The sequence below is a fragment of the Halomonas sp. SL18_1 genome (genome assembly GCF_055755715.1).
Genome location: NZ_JBVTRK010000001.1, coordinates 2,380,033 through 2,400,212 on the forward strand (window position 1 = coordinate 2,380,033; position 20,180 = coordinate 2,400,212).

20 protein-coding genes, 1 tRNA gene and 9 pseudogenes are annotated in these 20,180 nt (G+C 65.1%); 15 read left to right on the forward strand and 15 right to left on the reverse strand.

The annotated features are described in order from the left end of the window. Positions 1-93 precede the first annotated feature (93 nt). The 5 genes and pseudogenes from ACSJDS_RS12120 (at position 94) to ACSJDS_RS12140 (ending at position 2,531) form a co-directional block, all read left to right on the forward strand. The gene (locus tag ACSJDS_RS12120) at positions 94-534 is read left to right on the forward strand and encodes a gamma-glutamylcyclotransferase family protein (protein ID WP_473033504.1); all 441 of its coding nucleotides are present in this window, start codon (positions 94-96) and stop codon (positions 532-534) included. Between the two features lie 38 nt (positions 535-572). Then, positions 573-890, forward strand: a pseudogene (locus ACSJDS_RS12125) (ArsC/Spx/MgsR family protein); the annotation flags it as partial. A gap of 78 nt (positions 891-968) precedes the next feature. Further along, positions 969-1,591 (forward strand): annotated as a pseudogene (gene wrbA, locus ACSJDS_RS12130) (NAD(P)H:quinone oxidoreductase). Continuing rightward, positions 1,588-1,989, forward strand: coding sequence for a DUF2069 domain-containing protein (locus ACSJDS_RS12135; RefSeq protein WP_473033506.1), 402 nt, complete (start codon positions 1,588-1,590; stop codon positions 1,987-1,989). The pseudogene wrbA and the gene ACSJDS_RS12135 overlap by 4 nt, the downstream one beginning before the upstream one ends. A gap of 59 nt (positions 1,990-2,048) precedes the next feature. Continuing rightward, complete coding sequence (locus ACSJDS_RS12140) at positions 2,049-2,531, forward strand: c-type cytochrome (RefSeq protein ID WP_473033508.1); 483 nt, start codon at positions 2,049-2,051, stop codon at positions 2,529-2,531. 69 nt (positions 2,532-2,600) lie between these two features. On the opposite strand, the gene ACSJDS_RS12145 is transcribed toward ACSJDS_RS12140, so the two are convergent. Beyond that, positions 2,601-3,221 (reverse strand): cytochrome b/b6 domain-containing protein, encoded by a 621-nt coding sequence (locus tag ACSJDS_RS12145; protein ID WP_473033509.1) that lies wholly within the window; start codon positions 3,219-3,221, stop codon positions 2,601-2,603. 234 nt (positions 3,222-3,455) lie between these two features. On the opposite strand from ACSJDS_RS12145, the pseudogene pdxH reads away from it, so the two are divergent. Beyond that, positions 3,456-4,096 (forward strand): annotated as a pseudogene (gene pdxH, locus ACSJDS_RS12150) (pyridoxamine 5'-phosphate oxidase). Positions 4,097-4,347: 251 nt separating this feature from the next. Here pdxH and ACSJDS_RS12155 read toward each other — a convergent pair. After that, positions 4,348-7,148 (reverse strand): annotated as a pseudogene (locus ACSJDS_RS12155) (bifunctional acetate--CoA ligase family protein/GNAT family N-acetyltransferase). A gap of 56 nt (positions 7,149-7,204) precedes the next feature. Between ACSJDS_RS12155 and ACSJDS_RS12160 the strand changes: the two are divergent. Both ACSJDS_RS12160 and ACSJDS_RS12165 read left to right on the forward strand, forming a co-directional pair. Continuing rightward, complete coding sequence (locus ACSJDS_RS12160) at positions 7,205-8,140, forward strand: histone deacetylase family protein (RefSeq protein ID WP_473033510.1); 936 nt, start codon at positions 7,205-7,207, stop codon at positions 8,138-8,140. Positions 8,141-8,254: 114 nt separating this feature from the next. Next, the gene (locus ACSJDS_RS12165; protein WP_473033511.1) at positions 8,255-8,890 is read left to right on the forward strand and encodes a helix-turn-helix domain-containing protein; all 636 of its coding nucleotides are present in this window, start codon (positions 8,255-8,257) and stop codon (positions 8,888-8,890) included. A 3-nt stretch (positions 8,891-8,893) separates the two neighbouring features. Here the strand turns inward: ACSJDS_RS12165 and ACSJDS_RS12170 are convergent, their stop codons facing one another. After that, a complete protein-coding gene (locus ACSJDS_RS12170) occupies positions 8,894-9,739 on the reverse strand; it encodes a formate dehydrogenase accessory sulfurtransferase FdhD (protein WP_473033512.1) in 846 nt (281 codons plus the stop codon). Between the two features lie 160 nt (positions 9,740-9,899). Between ACSJDS_RS12170 and ACSJDS_RS12175 the strand changes: the two genes are divergently transcribed. The 3 genes and pseudogenes from ACSJDS_RS12175 (at position 9,900) to ACSJDS_RS12185 (ending at position 11,939) form a co-directional block, all read left to right on the forward strand. Further along, on the forward strand, positions 9,900-10,220 hold the full coding sequence (locus ACSJDS_RS12175; RefSeq protein WP_473033514.1) for a DUF1244 domain-containing protein: 321 nt from the start codon (positions 9,900-9,902) through the stop codon (positions 10,218-10,220). Continuing rightward, positions 10,220-10,740, forward strand: a pseudogene (moaB, locus tag ACSJDS_RS12180) (molybdenum cofactor biosynthesis protein B). The gene ACSJDS_RS12175 and the pseudogene moaB overlap by 1 nt, the downstream one beginning before the upstream one ends. Continuing rightward, positions 10,733-11,939: pseudogene (locus ACSJDS_RS12185) on the forward strand (molybdopterin molybdotransferase MoeA). The pseudogenes moaB and ACSJDS_RS12185 overlap by 8 nt, the downstream one beginning before the upstream one ends. A gap of 28 nt (positions 11,940-11,967) precedes the next feature. Here ACSJDS_RS12185 and ACSJDS_RS12190 read toward each other — a convergent pair. The 9 genes and pseudogenes from ACSJDS_RS12190 to ACSJDS_RS12230 form a co-directional block, all read right to left on the reverse strand. Then, a complete protein-coding gene (locus ACSJDS_RS12190) occupies positions 11,968-12,534 on the reverse strand; it encodes an acyl carrier protein phosphodiesterase (RefSeq protein ID WP_473033515.1) in 567 nt (188 codons plus the stop codon). Between the two features lie 13 nt (positions 12,535-12,547). Next, positions 12,548-12,901: a TusE/DsrC/DsvC family sulfur relay protein gene (locus ACSJDS_RS12195; protein WP_473033516.1), complete on the reverse strand. Its 354-nt coding sequence runs from the start codon at positions 12,899-12,901 to the stop codon at positions 12,548-12,550. Continuing rightward, positions 12,901-13,191: a sulfurtransferase complex subunit TusB gene (gene tusB, locus ACSJDS_RS12200; protein WP_473033517.1), complete on the reverse strand. Its 291-nt coding sequence runs from the start codon at positions 13,189-13,191 to the stop codon at positions 12,901-12,903. Before tusB ends, ACSJDS_RS12195 begins: the two co-directional genes overlap by 1 nt. 34 nt (positions 13,192-13,225) lie before the next feature. After that, positions 13,226-13,372, reverse strand: coding sequence for a hypothetical protein (locus ACSJDS_RS12205; RefSeq protein ID WP_473035105.1), 147 nt, complete (start codon positions 13,370-13,372; stop codon positions 13,226-13,228). Positions 13,373-13,473: 101 nt separating this feature from the next. Further along, a pseudogene (locus tag ACSJDS_RS12210) lies at positions 13,474-13,602 on the reverse strand (sulfurtransferase complex subunit TusC); the annotation flags it as partial. Positions 13,603-13,611: 9 nt separating this feature from the next. Beyond that, complete coding sequence (gene tusD, locus ACSJDS_RS12215) at positions 13,612-14,004, reverse strand: sulfurtransferase complex subunit TusD (RefSeq protein ID WP_473033518.1); 393 nt, start codon at positions 14,002-14,004, stop codon at positions 13,612-13,614. Positions 14,005-14,082: 78 nt separating this feature from the next. Then, a complete protein-coding gene (locus tag ACSJDS_RS12220; protein WP_238976213.1) occupies positions 14,083-14,754 on the reverse strand; it encodes a Bax inhibitor-1/YccA family protein in 672 nt (223 codons plus the stop codon). A gap of 109 nt (positions 14,755-14,863) precedes the next feature. Further along, a complete protein-coding gene (locus tag ACSJDS_RS12225) occupies positions 14,864-15,013 on the reverse strand; it encodes a hypothetical protein (protein ID WP_473035106.1) in 150 nt (49 codons plus the stop codon). Positions 15,014-15,066: 53 nt separating this feature from the next. Further along, a pseudogene (locus ACSJDS_RS12230) lies at positions 15,067-15,309 on the reverse strand (NUDIX domain-containing protein); the annotation flags it as partial. 75 nt (positions 15,310-15,384) lie between these two features. Here ACSJDS_RS12230 and ACSJDS_RS12235 point away from each other — a divergent pair. Beyond that, positions 15,385-15,474: transfer RNA gene (locus tag ACSJDS_RS12235), tRNA-Ser, on the forward strand. Between the two features lie 100 nt (positions 15,475-15,574). Here the strand turns inward: ACSJDS_RS12235 and ACSJDS_RS12240 are convergent. Both ACSJDS_RS12240 and ACSJDS_RS12245 read right to left on the reverse strand, forming a co-directional pair. Next, complete coding sequence (locus ACSJDS_RS12240) at positions 15,575-15,727, reverse strand: hypothetical protein (RefSeq protein ID WP_473033519.1); 153 nt, start codon at positions 15,725-15,727, stop codon at positions 15,575-15,577. Next, positions 15,724-16,230, reverse strand: a complete 507-nt coding sequence (locus tag ACSJDS_RS12245) for a metallophosphoesterase (RefSeq protein WP_473033520.1) — start codon at positions 16,228-16,230, stop codon at positions 15,724-15,726. Before ACSJDS_RS12245 ends, ACSJDS_RS12240 begins: the two co-directional genes overlap by 4 nt. 189 nt (positions 16,231-16,419) lie before the next feature. Between ACSJDS_RS12245 and ACSJDS_RS12250 the strand changes: the two genes are divergently transcribed. After that, positions 16,420-16,965 (forward strand): YaeQ family protein, encoded by a 546-nt coding sequence (locus ACSJDS_RS12250; protein ID WP_473033521.1) that lies wholly within the window; start codon positions 16,420-16,422, stop codon positions 16,963-16,965. 63 nt (positions 16,966-17,028) lie between these two features. On the opposite strand, the pseudogene ACSJDS_RS12255 reads toward ACSJDS_RS12250, so the two are convergent. Beyond that, a pseudogene (locus ACSJDS_RS12255) lies at positions 17,029-18,734 on the reverse strand (potassium/proton antiporter). 287 nt (positions 18,735-19,021) lie between these two features. On the opposite strand from ACSJDS_RS12255, the gene ACSJDS_RS12260 reads away from it, so the two are divergent. Together ACSJDS_RS12260 and ACSJDS_RS12265 are read left to right on the forward strand one after the other, a co-directional pair. After that, the gene (locus ACSJDS_RS12260; protein WP_473033522.1) at positions 19,022-19,279 is read left to right on the forward strand and encodes a hypothetical protein; all 258 of its coding nucleotides are present in this window, start codon (positions 19,022-19,024) and stop codon (positions 19,277-19,279) included. Beyond that, positions 19,276-20,172 carry an ABC transporter substrate-binding protein gene (locus ACSJDS_RS12265; protein WP_473033523.1) on the forward strand — a complete coding sequence of 299 codons (897 nt, stop codon included), beginning with the start codon at positions 19,276-19,278 and terminating at the stop codon, positions 20,170-20,172. The genes ACSJDS_RS12260 and ACSJDS_RS12265 overlap by 4 nt, the downstream gene beginning before the upstream one ends. Positions 20,173-20,180 lie beyond the last annotated feature (8 nt).

The following is a 20,180-nucleotide window of genomic DNA, read 5'->3' on the forward strand; positions in this document are numbered from 1 at the left end:
AACATCCTACCAGAGCCGGCGTTAAGGGTTGAATCGGACAGCAAAGGGGCAAGCGTGGCAGCATGCCCCTACCGCTTTCGATCAGGAGTTCCCATGACACGCCTGCGCCTTGTGCTGCTTTGCCTGCTGTTGCTCCCGCTGGCGCTGGCCGGCTGGCTATGGTGGACCATGCTGAGTCCCTACACCTACGACCGCCCCGGGCATCTGCCGCCCATCGAGGAGGGAACCCACGAGGTCTTCGTCTATGGCACCCTGCGCTTCGCCCCGGTGCGCTGGGTGGTGATGGGGCGTGCCGGCGAGACCGAGCCTGCGCTGCTCGAGGGCTTTCGCCGCGAGGGGCTGGATCTGACCGAGGCCCCCGGGGAGCGCGTGGCCGGCGAGCTGATCGAGGTAACGTCCCGGGAGCTGGCCCGGCTGGATCGCTACGAGCGTCTGGGCATTCGCTATGAGCGGGTCCGCCTGGAACTGGAGGATGGCCGTGAGGTCTGGGTCTATCGGCGGCTGGCCGAGGCGTCCGCCTTGCTTCTACAATAGCCGCCACCTTCACGCTCCGACGCGAGGCAGACCCCACAATGGCGATTACTCTCCTGCACAATCCCCGCTGCTCCAAGTCGCGCCAAGCGCTGGCGCTGCTTCAAGAGCATGGCGCCGAGGTGCATGTGCGCCGCTACCTAGACGAGCCGCTGAACGAGAGCGAACTGCGTGCGCTGCTGGCACGCCTGGATACCGACGGCGAGGCCCTGGTGCGCACCCAGGAGGCCGAATGGAAGGCCCTGGACGCCGACATCCAGGACCCGGAACAGGTGATCCGGGCCATCGTGGCGCATCCGCGGCTGCTGGAGCGCCCGATCGCCGACGATGGCCGGCGCGCCATCATCGGCCGGCCGCCGGAGGACGTCCTTTCCCTGCTCGGCGGCGATGATCAATTGCCGCCCCGTTCTTCTGTTTCCCACTCACCAGGAACCACGATGCCTGACACCCTGCCCTACGTGCTGATCCTGTACTACTCCCGCTACGGCGCCACCCGCGCCATGGCCGAACAGCTGGCCGCCGGGGTCGAGTCCTGCCCCGGGTCGCGGCCCGGCTACGCACCGTTCCGCCGGTCTCTCCTACCTGCGAGGCAGTGGACCCGGAGATCCCCGCCGAGGGGGCCGTCTATGCTGACCTGGACGATCTGCGGGGCTGTGCCGCCGTGGCGCTGGGTAGCCCGACCCGTTTCGGCAATATGGCAGCCCCGCTCAAGCACTTCATCGATTCCACCAGCGCCCTCTGGATCAATGGCGCCCTGATCGACAAGCCCGCCTGCGCCTTCACGTCCACCTCGAGCCTGCATGGCGGCCAGGAGACTACCCTGATCTCCATGCTGCTGCCGCTGCTACACCATGGCATGGTCTATGCCGGCCTGCCCTACAGCGAAACCGAGCTGATGAGCACTTCCAGCGGCGGCACCCCCTACGGGGCCAGTCACGTCGCCGGCGTGCGCAGCGACCGACCGCTTGGCGAGGACGAGCGCCACCTGGCCAAGGCCCAGGGCAAGCGCCTCGCTCGGCTGGCCCTCGCCCTCGACGCCATGCGCCGGGAGGCACGATGAGACGCTGGCTAGAGGAGTTGGAGGCCCGTCATGGTCTGGATGCCCTGACCGAGCGAGCGCGCCGCCTGGTGCTGGGCAGCTTCATCCTGCTGATGGTGCTGGTGGTGTGGGGCAGCCTGTCGATGCAGGCCGGCGATAACCCCTTGACGCCGATCATCGTCCGCATCCTGCCGCTGGTGCTGTTCCTGCCGTCGGTGATCGGGCAGCGTCCCAGAGGCCACGCCTGGCTGGCATTTGTCAGCCTGCTCTACTTTACTCAGGGGGTGATGGTCGCGACCCTGCCCGGCCAGGGGCTGCGGGGCGGTCTCGAGGCGCTGACCGCCTTGGCGCTGTTCACCGGCTGCATGTTCTATGCCCGCTTTCGCAGTCGCCAGCTGCGTGCCGAAGGTAATCGCTGACCTGGCATGGCATTCGTTCGTAACGCGCTAAATTGATAAGGACTTCAAGGGAGACCGTGATGAATGTAACGCTCAAGACTTGCTTGGTCGCCGGTGGCCTATCGGTGGGAGTGGCAGTGGCCGGTGTCGCCCAGGCCAGCGACATCGAGGATGCCATCCACTATCGCCAGAGCGCGCTGAGCGTGATCGGCTGGCAGATCGGACCGCTGGGCGCCATGGCCCAGGGCGATATCGACTACGATGCCGAAGCGTTTGCCTATCGCGCCGAGAACCTCGCCTTTCTGGCGTCTCTGCCCTGGGAGGGCTTCGTCGAGGGCTCGCTGCGCGGCGATGGACATGGAGTCGACACCGACGCCCTGGCCGCGATCGCCGACGACTGGGCGGACTTCGAGTCACGCCAGCAGACGCTGATCGAGCAGACCGCTACTCTGGCCGAACTCGCCCAGGGGACGACTTCGGCATCATGCGTCGACAGGTGGCCGACGTGGCAGAGACGTGCCGGGGCTGCCACGATAATTATCGTGCCGACTGAGCCGGCGTGATTGCGCGGTGCGTGCGAGTATAGGGGGCGGCTTCCTGCCGCCCCTTTGCTTATAGGTGGGGGCCCTGGCTCAGGCGTTCCACAGCCAGATCACCGGAGCGGCCGCCAGGGCCAGGGAGACGATCAGCCACCACGGGCGGGGGTTGCGGCCCTCGGCCCCCTTGCCAGGCGCATCTTCCGGTGCCCCTGGCAGTGGCTTGCGACCGGTGATCATGGCCACCACCAGACGCTCTCCTTTCAAGCGATGGACGATGAGCGCCACCAGGTGGGCTGCAATCAACATCAGCAGCAGATCGGCATTGAGATGATGCAGTGTCTGCAAGGTACGACTGACATCGCGGCCGAAAAGGCCGTAAAGCGGCGCCCGGAAGAAGATATCATCGGTCAGGAAGAGCCCACTGACCGCTTGAAAGGTCAGTGAAGCCAGCATGATGATGACCATCAGGCCACCTAGCGGATTATGTCCGGCGAAGGCGGGCGGCGGCCCCTTGAGCAGCCGCCAGGCGTAGCGAGCCATTCGCTTGGGCCCGTAGAGAAAATGCCAAAACTGCGCGTGATAGCTGCCCACCCACCCCCAAAGCCAGCGAAACAGGAGCAGCCCGAGCACCACAAAGCCCGCCTTGGCATGTAGCTCCACGGGAAACAGGAAAGGAGCCCCACCCAGCTTCATGGTATAGAAGGAGAGCGCCACACCGGCCACCAGAGCCCAGTGAAACAGCCTGATGGGCAGGTCCCAGACTGGATATCGCATTTCGCCTCCTTGCCACTTCGTGGTTGACTCGACGGTACAATTCCCTTGTCGCCACGGTAGTCCGTTCGCCCCCCTCTACCCTCGTTGACCCTGTGTAAGTCCGATGGGGTGAATCGGGTGTTGTGCTTCATCCCTGCAGCAGCGACCATGTGCAAAATTTACGAGGAGAACGCCATGACACGCAATATCGCCGATATCCGGCGTGACTACGAGGGCGGCCGACTGGAAGAGGCCCAGGCCCCAGAGGACCCCATGGTCCTGTTCGACGAGTGGATGACCCTGGCGTTAGACGTCGAAGGCGATGACGGCAATGTCATGACGCTGGCCACGGTGGACAGCCAGGGGTTGCCCCATGCGCGCATCCTGCTTCTCAAGGGCTATGATGAGCAAGGACTGGTCTTCTACACCAACTACCACAGCCACAAGGGCAGCGAGCTGGCCAATGCGCCCACGCCGCCATGGTCTTCTGGTGGCCGTCGCTTAGCCGACAGCTACGCGTCGAGGGCCGGGTCGAACAGGTCGGTAGCGATGAATCCGATGCCTACTTCAACAGCCGACCACGGGCCAGCCAGCTCGGTGCCTGGATCGCCACCCAGAGCGTGGTGATCCCCGGCCGTAGCTGGATCGAAGAGCGACAGCACCGCTTCGAGCAGGCGTACGAAGGCCAGGAGATCCCGCGCCCCATCCACTGGGGCGGCTACCGCGTGATTCCCGAGATGTTCGAGTTCTGGCAAGGTCAGCCCAGCCGCCTACATGATCGTATTCGCTACGAGAATCGTGATGGCCGCTGGCATCATTTTCGTATGGCGCCCTGATGAGCCGACGAGTAGTTCTCGTGTAACTCCGCCTCCCTCTTGCCCTGATCCCCGGCTCTTCACAGACTGGCGTGAACTGGCTCTGTGGGAGGGAGCTTCAGCTCGCGAAGTAGCGCGCAGCACTACCCATAGGGCGCCTGCGGCGCCTTCGCCCGGCAGAGCCGGCCTCCCACCATAATCAGCCAAACACGTTCACACTAAAGTGCGAAGAACCCGATTCCTGCCGTTGTGGGCGGTGAATCGGGGCTCGCTCAATCCGGTAGACTCTCCAGTCGGTGGCGCTGCCACTCGCTTACCGGCTCGTTGAGCCGCATGACCGCATCCACCACCTGCTCTTCCATGTTGTAACGACAGCGAAATCCCAGGTGCTTCATCAGCGCCCGCATGGGATGATTGTCGACCATGATCTTGCCGATCATCTCCAGAGTCCCGACGCTCTTGCAGTAGGCGATCATCTTCTTCATCAGCAGGCTGCCGAGCCCCTGCCCCTTCATGTCATCGCGGATGATCACCGAGAATTCGGTACGGATATTATCGGGGTCGTTCCAGACCCTCACCACCCCGAGCATCTCCTTGCTGCCGTCCTCGCGTCGGTGTTCGGCGATAAAGGCCATCTGCCGGTCGTAATTGATATGCGAGAGAATCGACAGGTCGCGCTGGGTAAGGTCGGATTTGTTGTGGAAGTAACGAAAACGAATGCTCTCTTCGGAGAGCTGGGTGTGAAAACTGGTAATCAACGGGGCGTCTTCGGCGCGAATCGGCCGCACTTCGACCTCCATGCCGTTCTTCAGGGTCACCCACTCTCTGAGCTCTTCGGGATAGGGCATGATCGCAAAGCGTGCCGGTGCCCCCAGGTCCATGGCGAAGTCCACGGCGATCATGCCGTCGCGGTTAAGCAGCAGGGGATTGAGCTCGAGGCCGCGCAGTTCGAGCAGGTCCGAGGCCATCTGCGACAGTTTGACCAGCAGCTGACAGAGCCGCTCGAGGTCGCGTTCGGGGTCGCTTGAATGCTCGCGAATCAATCGCGCCGCATGGGTACGCCCCACCACGTCGGCCGCCAGGGTCATGTTCAGCGGTGGCAGCGCCACCTGCCGGTCGGCCAGGACATTGACCTTGTAGCCGCCGATGCCGAACACGATGATCGGTCCGAAGATCGGGTCCCGGGTGATCCCGGCGCAGAGTTGCATGGAGTGCTCGCCCCGCTGCATGGGCTGCAGGCAATACTCTCGGATGACCAGGGAGGGAAGCTTCTCGTGGACCTTGTCGGCCAGCCGCCCGACCCCCTCCACCACTTGCTCCGGCGTATGCAGGTCCTGCAGCAGCCCGGCAGAGAGACGGTGCGGATGTTTGCGGTAGCGAAACGGCTGACAGTTGCCCTCGTGAACGACCTTGAGCGCCATGGGCCCATCGATCTCGACGGCGGCGGAGGCGGCCTCCTCTGAGGTGTGCACGTGCCGGCTGGGTGCCACCGGGATACCGTAGGCCTCGAGCACCCTCGCCGTCTCGGAGTGGTACAGGGTCTCGCGCCCCTGGGCCTTGGCCGTCTCGATGAGGGCGCGGCACTCGGCGCGAATATCGGGGGTGGTGGTAAACGGCAGGCTCGGCGGGGTCTCCTGGAGCAGCGCCTGGACGCGCTGGTAGTCCACCATGTGCATGAAGGCTTTGACGGCTTTCTCCGGTGACACATAGGTGGGAATGCCGGCCATGCTGCACTCGTGGCGCGCATAGAGGGCGCCCTCGAGCCCCATCCAACTGGTCAGCAGATTGCGGCGAAACCGCTTGCGGTTGGCGATGATGGCCTGGGCGGTGGTCTTGGAGGGGGCCAGACGGGTTGGCGCATGCACCACCAGCACGGCATCAACCCCCGGGTCGGCGGCAACGACCTCCAGCGCTTCAACCAGCTTCTCGGGCGTGGCATTGCCGCCCAGGTCGACCGGATTTTCCCCCGGTTTGCTCATGTCGAAATCGGCCTTGCGCAACGCCTGCCGAGTCTCATCGCTGAAACTGGCGAGCCGGCCTCCGGCGCTGATCAGCTTATCGATGGCCAGCATGGCAGGGCCCAGACCATTGGAGACGATGGCCAGGCGATCGCCCTTGAGCGGCTTCATCTGGGACAGCGTCATCAGCGCATCGAAGAGCTCATCCGAGTCGTTGACCCTGACCACCCCGGCCCGCGAGAAGGCCGCATCGAAGACCACGTCGCGGTTGGCTACCCCGGGCGTGGGGGGGACATTGGAGAGATCCGATTCGGGTGTGCGACCGCTCTTGATCGCCAGGACCAAGCGATGCCGGGACGCGTCGCGCAGCGCCGTCATGAAGTGCTGGGCGTCCTGGATGCGCTCCAGGTGCAGCAGTATCGCCTGGGTGGGAGCGTACTGGTTGATGTAGTCGATCAGGTCGGGAAGCATGACGTCGACGCTGTCGCCAACGGTGATCAGGTGCGAAAAACCGATCCCGCGCCCGGCGGCCCAGTCGATCATGGCGTTGCCCAGCATGCCGGACTGCCCCAGGTAGGCGACGCGCCCCGCCTTGACCGGCTGACTGGCATAGGAGGCGTTGAGCTTGCGGCCCGGAACGATCAGCCCCATGCACTCCGGTCCCAGCACCCGTATGCCCGACGTCCGTGCCGCTGCAAGCATCTGCTCACGGATCGAACCCTTTCCCTCACTGGCGTCATCGAGGTCGGAGCCGCCGGATAGGACCAGCGCGGCCTTGACCCCGAAGCGTCCCAGGCGGGCAATGACCTTGGGCAGGCTGTGCGCCGGAGAGCAGATCACCGCCAGATCGGGGGCTCCGGCAGGTCGCGGATGCGTGCCACGCCCGGCTGGCCGAAGACACTGGCATAGCCCTTGCGGTTGACCGCCCAGATCGTGCCGGGAAAGCCGGCATCCTGCAGGTTGCGGATGACCAGTCCACCGATGGAGTGGGGCTTCTCCGAGGCGCCGATGACCGCAATGGAGCGCGGTTCGAAGAAGTGTCGCAGAAATCGGGTACCCGAGTCGCTCCCTCCGCCAGCTCTGTTCCAGTCACCCTGTGTACGACTTATTGACACTGTCGTGCAAGGGTTTAAGGACATTAAAGTGATGTCAGTCATTTTGGAGCATACGCATGATCACGGCCTACATAACGCACCCGGACTGCGACCTTCATCATATGGGGCCGGAGCATCCCGAAAGCCCGCTGCGCCTGGAAGCGATCCGGGCCAGGCTGGCGCTGACGGGGCTGCTGCAGCAGACCATGCAGTCAGAGGCCCGTGAGGCTTCCGAAGAAGAGCTCGCCAGGGTCCACCCGCTGCGCCACCTGCGTGCGCTGGACAAGTGCGTACCCCAAACCGGCATCGTGACCCTCGACAGTGACACCATGATGAACCCGGACAGCCTGCAGGCGGCACGGGTGGCCGCGGGGGCAGTTCTGCGCGGCGTCGATCAGGTCTATCGCCGTCAGGCCGATAACGTGTTCTGTGCCGTGCGTCCGCCTGGCCATCACGCCGAAGCCACCGACGCCATGGGCTTTTGCTTCTACAACAATGTGGCCGTCGGTGCCGCTCATGCACGAGCCAAGTACGGGGCCAGGCGCATCGCCATTCTCGATTTCGACGTCCACCAGTGCAACGGCACCGTCGATATCTTCAAGGATGACCCGGAGACATTAATCTGCACCAGCTTCCAGTACCCCTTCTATCCCTGGCGCTACCTGCGCAGCGAATGGCACAACGTGGTCAACACGCCCCTCGAGGCCGGCACCGACAGCGCCGCCTTCCGGCGCGCCATCGAGGACGACTGGCTGCCGGCGCTGCACGCCTTCAAGCCGGAGCTGGTACTCGTCTCGGCGGGCTTCGATGCGCACCGGGAGGATCCCCTGGCGGAGCTCTGCCTGGAGGACGAGGACTTCTACTGGGTGACCCAGCGCGCCCTGGAGATCGCGGCCCTCTACGCGGAAAACCGCCTGGTCTCGGTACTCGAGGGCGGCTATAACCTGGACTCACTGGCCAGCGGTGCCGAGGCGCATCTCAAGGCGCTGCTTGGACAGCCCTTCAGCGAGTGAGCGCCTCGCGAATTCTTGCTGGGCCATCTCAGTGGCTAGGTCATCTCGGCGATGCGCGGCCCGCCATTTATGGTACGCTTTGGGGAAACTCTGTTTCCGATAGTGAACCTGCCGATGACCGCTACCACCGACCAGGATGCCGCGCTGCGCATCGCCTCCGGCCGCAAACCTTTCGTCGAGCCGCTGCGACTCGGTGAGCGCCTCAAGGAGATCCGTCTGGCCAACCAGTGGACGCTCGAGGATGTCAGCCAGCGCACCGGGCTGGCCCGCTCGACCCTGTCCAAAATCGAGAATGACCAGATCTCGCCGACCTTCACCGCGGTGCAGAAGCTGATCAACGGCTTGGGTATCGATCTGCCCCAGCTGCTAACGCCACCCCGAGTGCAGCCGCGCACCATGGGGCGCCGCGACCTGACCCGCGAGGGGGCGGGCCAGCACCACCCCACCCCCACCTACGAGCACGAGCTGCTCAGCTGCGAGCTGGCCCAGAAGCGCATGATTCCCTTCAAGACTATCGTGCGGGCCCGCAGCTTCGATGAATTCAGCGAATGGGTGCGTCACGACGGCGAGGAGTTCCTGACCGTGCTGGACGGCGAGGTTCGGCTCTACACCGAATTCTATGAGCCGCTACGACTGTCGCGCGGTGACAGCATCTATTTCGATAGCGATATGGGGCACGCGCTGGTGTCGATCAGCGAGCAGGATGCCGTGGTACTTTCGGTTTGCACCCCTGGCGGGGAAATGGTCTAGCGGCTAGCCGCGCCGACGATCGCCGGGGCGCCGCGCGGGGATGGCATCGAGCCGCAGCCGTCCGCCGGTATGGATGGCCTGGAAGTGACGTCCCTTGGCGCGGGCGATCAGCAGGACCCCAAATCGCTCCGCAAGCTCGACGCCCTTTTGTGTCACCCCGGAACGGGACACCAGCACGCTGATGCCCATCTGGGCTACCTTGAGCACCATTTCCGAGGTCAGGCGGCCTGTCGTATAGAAGATATCCGCATTGGCGCTGTCTGCCTCGGCCAGCCACTGACGCCCGGCTAGGGTGTCCACGGCGTTGTGGCGCCCCACGTCTTCCACAAAATCCAACACCTCGGCCTGCCGGCACAGGGCGCAGCCATGAACCGCGCCGGCACTGCGGTAGGTCTCGTTAAAGTCACCCAGTCGCGTGAGCAGCGAGTAGAGCACCGACTGCGACAGTTCGGTCGGTGGCAGCGCCTGCAGCGAGGTCGCCTCCAGCAGGCGCCCGAACACCGTGCCCTGGCCGCAGCCGGTGGTCACGGTGCGCTGCCCCAGCCGTGTCTCCAGGTCCTCGGGCTGGCGACGCGTGACCACGGCCGCTGCCTCCACCTCCCAGTCCACGTATACCGCCACCAGGTCTTCGAGGCTGTCGATCAGCCCCTGATTGCGCAGATAACCCACCACCAGGGCCTCGGGATCGGCCCCCAGGGTCATCAAGGTGACGATCTCCCGTCGGTTGAGATAGAGCGTCAGGGCGCGCTCGGCGGCGATGGCCTGGGAGCGAGACTCGCCATATTCGTCGGATACCGGGATCTCCAGCGTGGTGGGCAACCGGGCATGGCTGCGAGTGAGGGCTGGCATGGCCGACTCCTGTCGCTGTCCGTTCCTGCCATGATGGCATGGGTGGTCTCGGCTGTCGTGAAGTCGCCCACGGCGTCGGCGATGCGGGCAGGCCCTATCACTGCCGATTTTGTTATGCTGGAGGATCGCAGCAACACCCAAGCTTGTCGGGAGAGCCCCCATGCAGCACCTGGATGACACCACTCGAACCGAACTCGAGGCGGCAGCGTTTCGCCGTCTGCTCAACCATTTGGACGAACACAAGGACGTCCAGAACATCGATCTGATGATCCTGGCCGACTTCTGCCGCAACTGCCTCTCCAAGTGGCTCGTGACCGCGGCCGAAGAGCGCGGCGCCGAGCTCGACTACGAGACGGCTCGCGAGTACGTCTACGGCATGCCCTACAGCGAATGGAAGCAGAAACACCAGCAGCCGGCCACGGCGGAGCAGCAGGCGGCCTTCGAGGCACGCCAGGCTGCCAAGCAGGAGTCACAAGGTTAATGAGCGAACCGATGATTCCGCTGAACGTGGCCGTACTGACCATTTCCGATACCCGGGATATGAGCACCGATCGCAGTGGCGCCCTACTGAAAGAGCGGCTTGTGACGGCCGGACATCGCCTCGCCGACCGCCAGATCGTCATCGACGATGTCTACCGCATTCGCGCGGCGGTTGCCGCCTGGATCGCCGATCCCGAGGTTCAGGTGATCCTCACCACCGGCGGCACCGGCTTCACCGGCCGCGACTCCACGCCGGAGGCGGTTTCGGTGCTGCTCGACAAGCGTATCGAGGGGTTCGGCGAGCTGTTTCGCCAGCTCTCCTGGCAGGAGATCGGCAGCTCTACCGTGCAGAGCCGTTGCCTGGGGGACTGGCCAATGCCACCGTGATCTTCTGCCTGCCCGGCTCCACCGGCGCCTGTCGTACCGCCTGGGATGGCATCCTGGCGGAACAGCTGGATAGCCGGCATCGGCCGTGCAACTTCGCCAACCTGGTCATCCCCGAACGAGGTCAGCATGGCTGAGCTGCAGTCTGTGGAGACCGCTCTGGCGGCCCTGCTGGAAGGCGTCACCGTGCTATCGACAGAGAGGCTCAGCTGCGAACGAGCCGCCGGTCGCGTCCTCGCCGAGTCGGTGACCGCCAGGCTCGACGTTCCCGCTTTCGACAACAGCGCCATGGACGGGTACGCCCTTCACCATGAGGATGCCGGACGCCCGCTGCCGATTTCCCAGCGGGTCATGGCGGGCCAGCCCGCAGCACCGCTGGCCCGCGGCAACTGTGCGCGTATCTTCACCGGCGGAGAATTACCGCCGGGCGCCGATTGCGTGGTGATGCAGGAGCGGGTCGAGGTCACTGACGGCGAGGCGGTAATGCCGCCGGATATCCCGGCGGGTGATAACCTGCGCCGACGCGGACGTGACGTGTCGGCTGGCAGTCCCCTGCTCGGCGCCGGCCAGCGACTGGAAGCCGCCGCGCTGGGGCATCTGGCAGGGCAAGGCATTACCGAGGTGGCGGTGCGCCGGCGACCGCGGGTCGCCCTGCTGTCCACCGGCGATGAGATCGTCGCCCCGGGCCAACCCTTAGGCCCCGGCCAGATCTACAACACCAATCGCCCGATGCTGTCGCGTCTGCTGGCGCGTTTCGGCGCCGAGGTGGTATGGCATGCCGATGTGCCTGACAGGGCGGACGAGACGCGCCGACTGCTGGACGAGGCGGCCCAGCGGGCCGACGTGGTGGTCTCTACCGGCGGGGTCAGCGTGGGGAAGCGGATCACGTCAAGCAGATGGTCGCCGAACTGGGCCGGCTCGATCTGTGGCGCCTCGCCGTGCGCCCTGGCAAGCCGCTGGCGCTGGGGCGGCTGCCCCGGAGGACGGGCGGCGAGGCGCGCTTCGTCGGGCTGCCCGGCAACCCGGTGTCGTCCTTTGTCGGGTCCTGGCTGTTCCTCCGCCCGCTGATGGGTGCCCTGCTTGGTTGCCCTAGGCTTGCGAGCCTGCCGATGCTGACGGCCCAGGCCGATTTTACCACCGAGACCGGCCCTCGCCGCCATTACATGCGCGTGCGGCTCGCCTTCGATGAAAGCGGGATTCAGGCCCAGGCCTTCCGTGATCAAAACTCGGCGGTGCTCTCTTCCTGCGTGGAGGCCGACGCCCTGGCGGTCATTCCGGAACACAGCCGCATTCAGCCGGGGACTCGGTGAGGTGCCTCTGGCTGCAGGTGCCCTGATGGAGAGGCTGCGCGCTTCGGGGCACGCTCAGGATTCGTCGCCCAGAGCGGCCTCCAGCTCGGGCCAGAGCCGTCGAAAGTCGTCGGCAAGCCGTGCATAGTCGGCTTCGATCCAGGGCACCAGCTCTGCCAGGCGATTGGGGCCAGAGAGGCGGCGACCGATTCCCTGCACCGCTTGGCAGGTGAACGCGAAATCAGCATAGCGGCGCAGCCAGTCCTGTTCGACCAGCAGCGGCATCATGGGCGCCAGGCGCGCCGGCGCTGGCCGGCTGGTCAGCAGACGATAGCAGCGTGGGATGAGCTGTGGCGCATCTCCCCGCAGGCATAGCCGCTTGGCCACGAAATGATCCCACACCAGATCCAGCGCAATCCCGGAAAAGCGCCGCAGCGGCGTCGGTGACCGGCGGCGCGCCTGGCGTACCACCGGATGGGCATCGACGAAGGCATCGACGCGACGATGGTGGCGAATGCCTCGTGCCACCGCAACCGGCCAGGCCGACAAGTCGCTGCCCTTCACGCCGTCGGCAATCAGGTTGCCGTAAAGAAAGTCGTCGCTGCCGCCGCGGGCCAGCCAGGCATGGGCCAGGAAGTTCATGACGGAGCGGACGTCACAGACAGTTGGCTGGCTTGGGGAGGCCCGCCAGGCGAGCTGCCACGCGGGCCGGACTGTCGGGGAAGAGCTTCATCAGATGCAGCGAGCGGCCCTTCTCCGGCCCCAGGGACTGACCCACCGCCTTGACCAGGGGGCGCATGGCGGGTGAGGACTCGAAGCGCGCATAGAAGGCTCGTAACACCTCAATCACCTCCCAGTGTTCATCCGTTAGCGTGCGCCCCTCCTCCTCTGCGAGGGCCTTCGCCACCGCGGGGCTCCAGTCATCAAGATTGACCAGATAGCCTTCGGGGTCCAGGGGAACGCAGTGTTCGCCCGCCTTCAGGTAACGTGCTATTGCCGTGGATGCCATCAGGACCAGCTCACCGTCTTGTCGGCCTCTTCGGTCAACAGCACGAAGCCGTCGACATCGACCACCTGCACGGCGGCATCGCAGCGGCCATCGAGCCCGCGGGCCGCCAGGTCTTCGCGCAGGGCAAACAGTCGACCCTCGACTCCCTCGAAATGGCGAATCTGCGACGGCAGCGCGCCTAGCACGCCATCTTCAATCAGTAGCAGGCGATCCTCCGGCCCCATGCCGGCCAGGGCGTCACGATAGGTCAGGCTGCTGCTGGGGGGGCGATTGAGAATATGCAGGATCATGGAGGCCTCGACGTTGCAGTGTCCCGGACGCAATTCAAAAGGTTAGCACCAGCCGATGGGCGGCAATCAGGGTGGCGATATCGACGGGCCCTAGCGGTCGCGCGGGGAGCAGCATCTCGCCATCGAGGTCGCGCTCCACCAGGGCGGCACGGTCCAGGTAGAGCGCCTCGATATCGTACATGGCCAGCATGTCCAGGGTGGGCGCGGTCCCCTTCTGCCCAGAGGGCCGGGGCCCTGGCCGGGGGTTAGCGCCATGACGCCATCCCCTTGGAACAGCAGGCTAACCGCCTGGCCGAAGGCGGCGGCCACAAGAGCCGCATCGAGCCCCTCGCGAAGCCAGCTGCTCCCCTGGGGAGGATGGCGCAAGATGACCAGCACATCGCCGCCGAGTGGATTGTCTCGCTCGTACATCGCGTCTCCTCAGGGAGAAAAGGTCACCAGGCGATCGCTGCTCAGTCCCAGGTCGATCAGCTGGCCGAGGCCGGTCAGCTCGAAGGGCGGATCGACGCTGTGCCCCGCCTTGCCGTGGCGGCTGGCTTCGCGCTCGTCGAGCAGCCCCCGCCGCAGCGCCGCAGCGATGCAGACCTGCAGGCGGGTGCCGTGCTCGTCGTGAAGGGCTCGCCAGGCATCCAGCAGGTGGGGCTCGTCCTGGGGCGGTGCCGCCAGCCGGGCGGCATTGTAGACGCCATCGTGGTAGAAGAAAACGCTCTCCAGGGTATGGCCTCTGGCGAGCAGCGCCCTGGCGAAGCGCAGGGCGGAATGGGCAGCCTGTCGGCTGTAGGGCGGCCCCTGTACAAGCAGTGCGTAGCGCATCTTGGCTGGTGTCCCGCTATCTCAAACGCACAGGCCCCGCCGGAGCGGGGCCTGCCGGTTTCGCGTGGCGTGTCGCCGTCAGTCGTTGCTCATGATCCCCAGCAGGGCCAACAGGCTGACGAAGAGATTGTAGATCGACACGTAGAGCGTGATGGTGGCCAGAATGTAGTTGGTCTCTCCGGCACGGTGCACGATCTCGCTGGTCTGGTAGAGGATGGCGGCGGAGGCGAAGAGCACAAAGCCCGCCGAAACCATCAGCATCAGGGTGGGGATCTGGAAGATCAGGCCCGCCACCATGGCCAGGATCAGCACGATGGCACCGGCCATCAGGAAGTTGGCGAGGAAGCTGAAGTCCTTCTTGGACACCAGGGCCACGGCCGACAGACCGATGAAGGTCAGGCCGGTCATCGCCAAGGCGTTCATGATCAGCGCGGCACCGTTGGGCAGTGCCAGGTAGGCACTGAGAATGGGGCCGAGCGTGAACCCCATGAAGCCGGTGAAGGCGAAGGTAGCCAGCAGGCCGGCCGCCGAGTTGGCAGTCTTGTGCACCAGGAACATCAGGCCATAGGCGCCGATGAAAAAGACCAGGATGTTCATGCGCTCGATGCCCATGGCCATGGCGGCGCCGGCGGTCACAGCAGAGAACAGCAGCGTCATGGCCAGCAGGCCATAGGTGTTACGCAGCACCTTGTTAGTCGTCAGCGCCGACTGCTGCTGGGTCTGTGTCACATGCGTTTCGTTATAGGCCATCGATCCAGAGCTCCCTGTGGTTGATCTTGGTTGATCACGGCAGTGGACAAAGGATGCCGTCGCTTGGTTCCCGACGCAAGCCCTCGACCTCACAAGGGTCAACGAAAGCTCAGCGCAGTGGGTCAGCACCCAGCAACTGAAGCGCGATGTCGCGTGCGCTATCGCAGAGCGACGGCTCGCTGCGCAGCGCCGGGATATCCAGCCAGACGACCTCGCTGGCATCGTCGCCGGCCTCCCCCAGCCACGCAGCCGCCGACACAGCACCACGACGACCACGTAGTGGTAGGCAAGCTGACCCTCATGATCATAGTGTAGCTGGTCGATGGCGGTGAGCACGCGTACCGGCGCGGCTTCGATGCCGCTCTCCTCGCGCAGCTCGCGAACGGCGGCCGCCAGCAGTGCCTCGCCCGCTTCGATCCGCCCGCCGGGTAGCGCCAATTTTCCCAGGTTGGGTGCCTTGCCCCGTCGCACCATTAGCACGCGCCCTGCCTCCACCAGCGCCGCGGATACGGCAGGGCAAGGCAGGCTGCGGGCGGCTGGCGCTGTGGCTGACATGGCATCTCTCCTTCGAATCCTGTCGGAACCCCTTGACCTAGCGAGGAATACTGGTAGTATTCTCCGCCGTAAGCCGGAGGGATGGCAGAGCGGTTGAATGCACCGGTCTTGAAAACCGGCGTAGGTGAGAGCCTACCCAGGGTTCGAATCCCTGTCCCTCCGCCACCGTTTCAAAGGGGAATCCGCCGTCAGGCCGATTCCCCTTTTTCTGTTCGCCTGGGCGATAACGCGCCTTGAAGTCGAATGTTGCAACGGGTCGCTATCGCTAAGGACAGCCGCGAGCCACCAGCTCGCCGGCCTCCACCAGCGTCAGCTGCCCGGAGTGGAAGGCGCCAGTATCGATATAGTGAACGTTGCCCAGGGTCAGAGGCGCCTCAACGATAGTGTGACCCACGACCACCATGTCGATGCCAGTCACTGGTGTTGTGTCACACCGGGCGATGCGATCACGCCCCCAGAGCAGTCGTTCGGTATCGGCCTGCTCGATCTGCGCCCAGTCGGCCGGGGCTCGGCGTGGACCAGGCCAACCCGCCGTCCCTCCACCTCGATTTCGCGCGCATAGGGCAGGTGCGGGAGCGCCGCCTCGAGGCGGCGACGTGCGTCCCCGCGCCCATGCCGCAGCACCCAGCAACCGCCATTGAGTAGCCAAAGCCCCCAGGCCCCGGCGCTGCCGTCACAGAGCGCCGCCTTGGCCAGCTGCTCGTGATTGCCCATCACACTGAAGAACCAGGGCTCATTGACGAGGGCCAGGCATCTATGGGAGGCCGCACCGCGGTCGATCAGATCCCCCACCGCGAACAGGCGATCCCTGTCGCGCTTGAAGTCGACATTTTGCAGCGCCCGTTCCAGCAGCGGATACTGGCCGTGGAGATCGCCAATGAAAAAATCGCGACCGCGCGTGTTGGCTTGGTGCCTGATCAACTTGATGCGGCCTCCTTCGCAAGCAGCGCCTGCTTGCCCTGTCAGTCGCCCGCGATGCCGAAACGGCTCTGCCTGCTCTTACCATGGCAGACATTCCGCCTTGGCCGCCATCCCCACAGTGCGACGATACCCCGTTGGCGTAGCGTATGGCATGATGGCGCCCTCCTCCCGCCTAGGTAGCTTCGTTTCATGGCATTAAAGGCACGCATTCACCGGGTTCAGCTCCAGGTCGCCGATATGGAGCGCCACTACTACGCCGACCATGCATTGACCGTGGCCCAGCATCCATCGGAAACCGATGAGCGGATGATGCTGCGGCTGCTGGCCTTCGCCCGGCACGCCGATGAGGCGCTGGCGTTTGGGCGCGGCGTGAGCACCGAGGACGAGCCCGATCTCTGGCAGAAGGACCTTACCGGGGCCATCGAACACTGGATTCAGCTCGGGCAGCCCGATGAGAAGAGTGTTCGCCGGGCCTGCGCCCGCGCCAGGCAGGTAACCCTCTACACCTACAGCGGGCATGGCGCCCAGCTCTGGTGGGAACAGCACGGCCACCGGCTCGCCATGTTCGGTAACCTGAGCGTCATCGATGTCGATCCAGCCTCGGTACAGGCGCTAGCGAGCCTGGTCGGCAGAAGCATGAACCTGCACTGCACGCTGCAGGACGGTATGACGTGGCTGAACACCCCGGATGAGTCGGTGGAAGTCGCCTTGACCTGGCGCAAGCACGCAAGCTGATTGCCTTGCCCACCCCGAGCAGGCGGCGGATGCCACCAGGGCATCCACGACCACATCCGGCGGTCAATAGAGCCTCAGGCCCACTCGCGTCACTTTATTCCCCTCCATCTCGCTGACCACCCAGTGAATGCCGTGCCAGTCCACATCGTCGCCCACCACGGGGTGTCCGCCGACGCGCAGCGAGACGAACTCGGCCAGGGTCATCTCCTGCTCGCCGGGGCTGAGTGTCAAGCCATAGACGCCGGCGATGTCGCGCATCAGGGCGTCGCCATCGAAAGTGAAGGTGCCAAAGAAGGCGCGCTCTCGTTTGAGTTTGGCATCGCCGCTGAACAGGCGATTCAGCGCGGGCAGGTCATCGGCACGGCCGATCACGCAGATCACGTCACCGATCCTGAGCCGCGTGCTGCCCTTCGGATGCAGCATGGCGTGTTCACGAAACAGCGCCGAGATCACGGCGCCGGAGGGAAAGCGCAGCAGGCGAATGGGCACGTCATCCAGGTCTTGATTCTCGACCTGATAGACGAACATCTCATAGTCATTCTCCGGCAGAATGCCCAACGGGCCGCGATGGTTGGGCGTCACCCCCATAGGGACCTCGACGCGCATCCAGCGCGCCATCAGCGGCAGGCTGCCGCCCTGGATCAGCAGCGACATCAGCACCACGGCGAAGGCCACATTGAAGTAGAGCGAGGCATTCTCGACGCCGCCGATCACCGGGAAGATCGCCAGCACGATCGGCACCGCCCCGCGCAGCCCCACCCAGGCAATGAAGCCGAGCTCTCGCCAGCGAAACTTGAAGAACGGCTTGATGCTGACCAGTACGGCCAGGGGGCGGGCCACGAAGATCAGCGCCAGGGCGACCAGCGATGCCGGCAGCGCCACCTCGAGCAGCTCCATGGGGCTGACCAGCAGCCCAAGAATCAGGAAGAGGCCGATCTGACTCAGCCAGGCAAGCCCGTCGTGTACCGGCAAGATGAAATTGAGATGACGGCCAGGCTGGTTGCCGATCATCAGGCCGGTCAGGTAGATAGCGAGAAAACCGCTGCCGCCGAGAAAACCGGTAAGGCCGAAGACCGTGAACCCGAGGGCCAGGGCCAGCAGCGAGTAGAGCCCCGGGGCCAGATCGACCCAGCGCAGAAGGCGGGCGATCAGCCAGCCGGCCCCGAGGCCGATCACCAGCCCGAGGCCGAACTGGGTGACCAGAAACAGCAGGGTATCGGCCACCCCGCCGATCTCGCCCACCAGCAGCTCGACCAGCATGATGGTGAGAAAGATCGCCATGGGTCGTTGGTCCCCGACTCGATCTCCAGAGTGGCACTGACCCGCTCATTGAGGTGCACGCCCCGGCCGCTGAGCATGGAGAACACCGCCGCCGCGTCGGTGGAGCCGACGATGGCCCCCACCAGCAGCCCCTGCACCAACGACAGCTCAAAGACCCACATGGCGATCAGGCCGACCAGGGCGCTGGTCAAGAAGACCCCCAGGGTGGCCAGCGTCAGCGCCGGTTTGAACCCCACCCGAAAGGTCTTGAGGCGAGTGCGAAGCCCACCGTCGAGCAGAATCATCGCCAGGGCCAGGTGGCCGATCACGAAGGCCAGAGAGTGGTCGTCGAACTCGATACCGAGCAGACCGTCCTCGCCTGCCAGCATTCCCAGTCCCAGGAAGATCAGCAGCAGCGGCAACCCCACCAGGGTGGAGAGGCGACTGCCCAGCACGCTCAGGGCGATGAGAAACCCGCTGAGCAGAAAGAGGGTGTTGATGGTATCCATGCCATTCCTCGAAACACAATCACGGGCATTATGACACGGCCATCATGACAGAGCAGTGGCCGGCGGCTGGTCACCGGGCCGTCGGCGAAGCTACACTGGCCGCTCGCCGATGGCCCCGCCGCCGCTGGAGATTTCCCACCCCCATGGCCACCTCGACACTTCGATGGTATGTAACCCGCGCTCTGACCCTGACGTTGGCCGCCGCTGCCCTGGCCCCAGGCCCGGCCATCGCTGAGACGCCAGAAGCCCTCTCCGAGGACGCGTCTCCCCTGCACCTTGATTCCGACGTGATGGTTCCCATCCCACTCCATGACGCTGCGCCTGCCGAGACCCCATCGGCGTCTTTCTCGGCGCCTCCCCTGCTCGAGGCACCCGGCGATGCACCGGCTCGGGTGGCAGTACCGCCGATGGTCGAAGGCCCGGGGAGCATCGACCTGGCGCCGCTGCTCGCCCCCTCACCCGTTGAGGACGAAGCGGTAACGGCGGATGAACCGGTGCCCTCGGTGGCCATTGAGCCCGCCGAGCCCATCGCCCCCCGCCGATGACGGCGCTGGAGATCACCCTGGACTGGTATCTCAACCCCCAGCATGCTGCTCTGCTGGTCGCGCGTGAAAAGGGCATGTTTCAGCGCCGGGGGCTGGAAGTCACCCTGACGAGTCCGGCGGACCCGAATGTGCCTGCCAAGCTCCTGGCGGCCGGACGCACCGACCTGGCGCTCGGCCGCCAAGCGCTGCTGCACCTGAAGGCTGGCAGTGGCCTGCCGCTGATCAGAGTTGCCACCCTGATCGACACTCCGCTGGGAGGGGTGGTCCTGAAGCAGTCGCTGGACGAGGCCCCAGGCGAGCCCGAATTGGCTGGCCTGCGGCTTGGCTATACCGATCAGGACAGTCGCGAGGTGGTCCTCACCGGCCTGCTGGCGAAGGAGGGAGGCCTGGACCGCCTCACCACCCTCACCGATGTGAATTTCTCGGCACTGGACGCCATGCGGGCCGAATCACTCGACGGGGTGGTCGTCAACCAGCGCTACCTGCTGCCCCGTCAACTGGCCGATGAGGGTATCGCCACCCGCACCCTGCGCATCGAAGAGCATGGCGTGCCGGTCCACGATGGCCTGATCCTGATGGCCAACCGAGATCGGCTCAATGGCCAGCGTGAGGCGTTTCGGCATCTGCTCGCCGCCTTGGAGGAGGCCAGCCTGTGGATTCTCGATCACCGGGAGGAGGCCTGGGAACTGCTGATCTCGGCCGAGCCGGCCCTGGACGATCCCAACATGCGCGAGGCCTGGGACGATATCCTGCCACGCCTGACACGACGCCCTGCTGCCGTGGATCAGGGGCGCTATCACCGCTTCGAGAGGTTCCTGCTGGATGCCGGTATTCTCGAGGAAGGCTCAACCGTCGAGCGACTGGCCGTGGACCTGGGTACCCCAGGCCCATAGTCATTCGA

Excerpts from the sequence above, each read along its gene's own strand:
- ACSJDS_RS12190 (WP_473033515.1), bottom strand. The coding sequence starts at position 12,534 with ATGAACTTCCTGGCCCATGCCTGGCTGGCCCGCGGCGGCAGCGACGAC.
- ACSJDS_RS12140 (WP_473033508.1), top strand. The coding sequence starts at position 2,049 with ATGAATGTAACGCTCAAGACTTGCTTGGTCGCCGGTGGCCTATCGGTG.
- ACSJDS_RS12250 (WP_473033521.1), top strand. The coding sequence starts at position 16,420 with ATGGCATTAAAGGCACGCATTCACCGGGTTCAGCTCCAGGTCGCCGAT.
- ACSJDS_RS12175 (WP_473033514.1), top strand. The coding sequence starts at position 9,900 with ATGCAGCACCTGGATGACACCACTCGAACCGAACTCGAGGCGGCAGCG.
- ACSJDS_RS12265 (WP_473033523.1), top strand. The coding sequence starts at position 19,276 with ATGACGGCGCTGGAGATCACCCTGGACTGGTATCTCAACCCCCAGCAT.
- tusB (WP_473033517.1), bottom strand. The coding sequence starts at position 13,191 with ATGATCCTGCATATTCTCAATCGCCCCCCCAGCAGCAGCCTGACCTAT.
- ACSJDS_RS12165 (WP_473033511.1), top strand. The coding sequence starts at position 8,255 with ATGACCGCTACCACCGACCAGGATGCCGCGCTGCGCATCGCCTCCGGC.
- ACSJDS_RS12205 (WP_473035105.1), bottom strand. The coding sequence starts at position 13,372 with ATGTACGATATCGAGGCGCTCTACCTGGACCGTGCCGCCCTGGTGGAG.
- ACSJDS_RS12220 (WP_238976213.1), bottom strand. The coding sequence starts at position 14,754 with ATGGCCTATAACGAAACGCATGTGACACAGACCCAGCAGCAGTCGGCG.
- ACSJDS_RS12170 (WP_473033512.1), bottom strand. The coding sequence starts at position 9,739 with ATGCCAGCCCTCACTCGCAGCCATGCCCGGTTGCCCACCACGCTGGAG.
- ACSJDS_RS12135 (WP_473033506.1), top strand. The coding sequence starts at position 1,588 with ATGAGACGCTGGCTAGAGGAGTTGGAGGCCCGTCATGGTCTGGATGCC.
- tusD (WP_473033518.1), bottom strand. The coding sequence starts at position 14,004 with ATGCGCTACGCACTGCTTGTACAGGGGCCGCCCTACAGCCGACAGGCT.
- ACSJDS_RS12195 (WP_473033516.1), bottom strand. The coding sequence starts at position 12,901 with ATGGCATCCACGGCAATAGCACGTTACCTGAAGGCGGGCGAACACTGC.
- ACSJDS_RS12160 (WP_473033510.1), top strand. The coding sequence starts at position 7,205 with ATGATCACGGCCTACATAACGCACCCGGACTGCGACCTTCATCATATG.
- ACSJDS_RS12120 (WP_473033504.1), top strand. The coding sequence starts at position 94 with ATGACACGCCTGCGCCTTGTGCTGCTTTGCCTGCTGTTGCTCCCGCTG.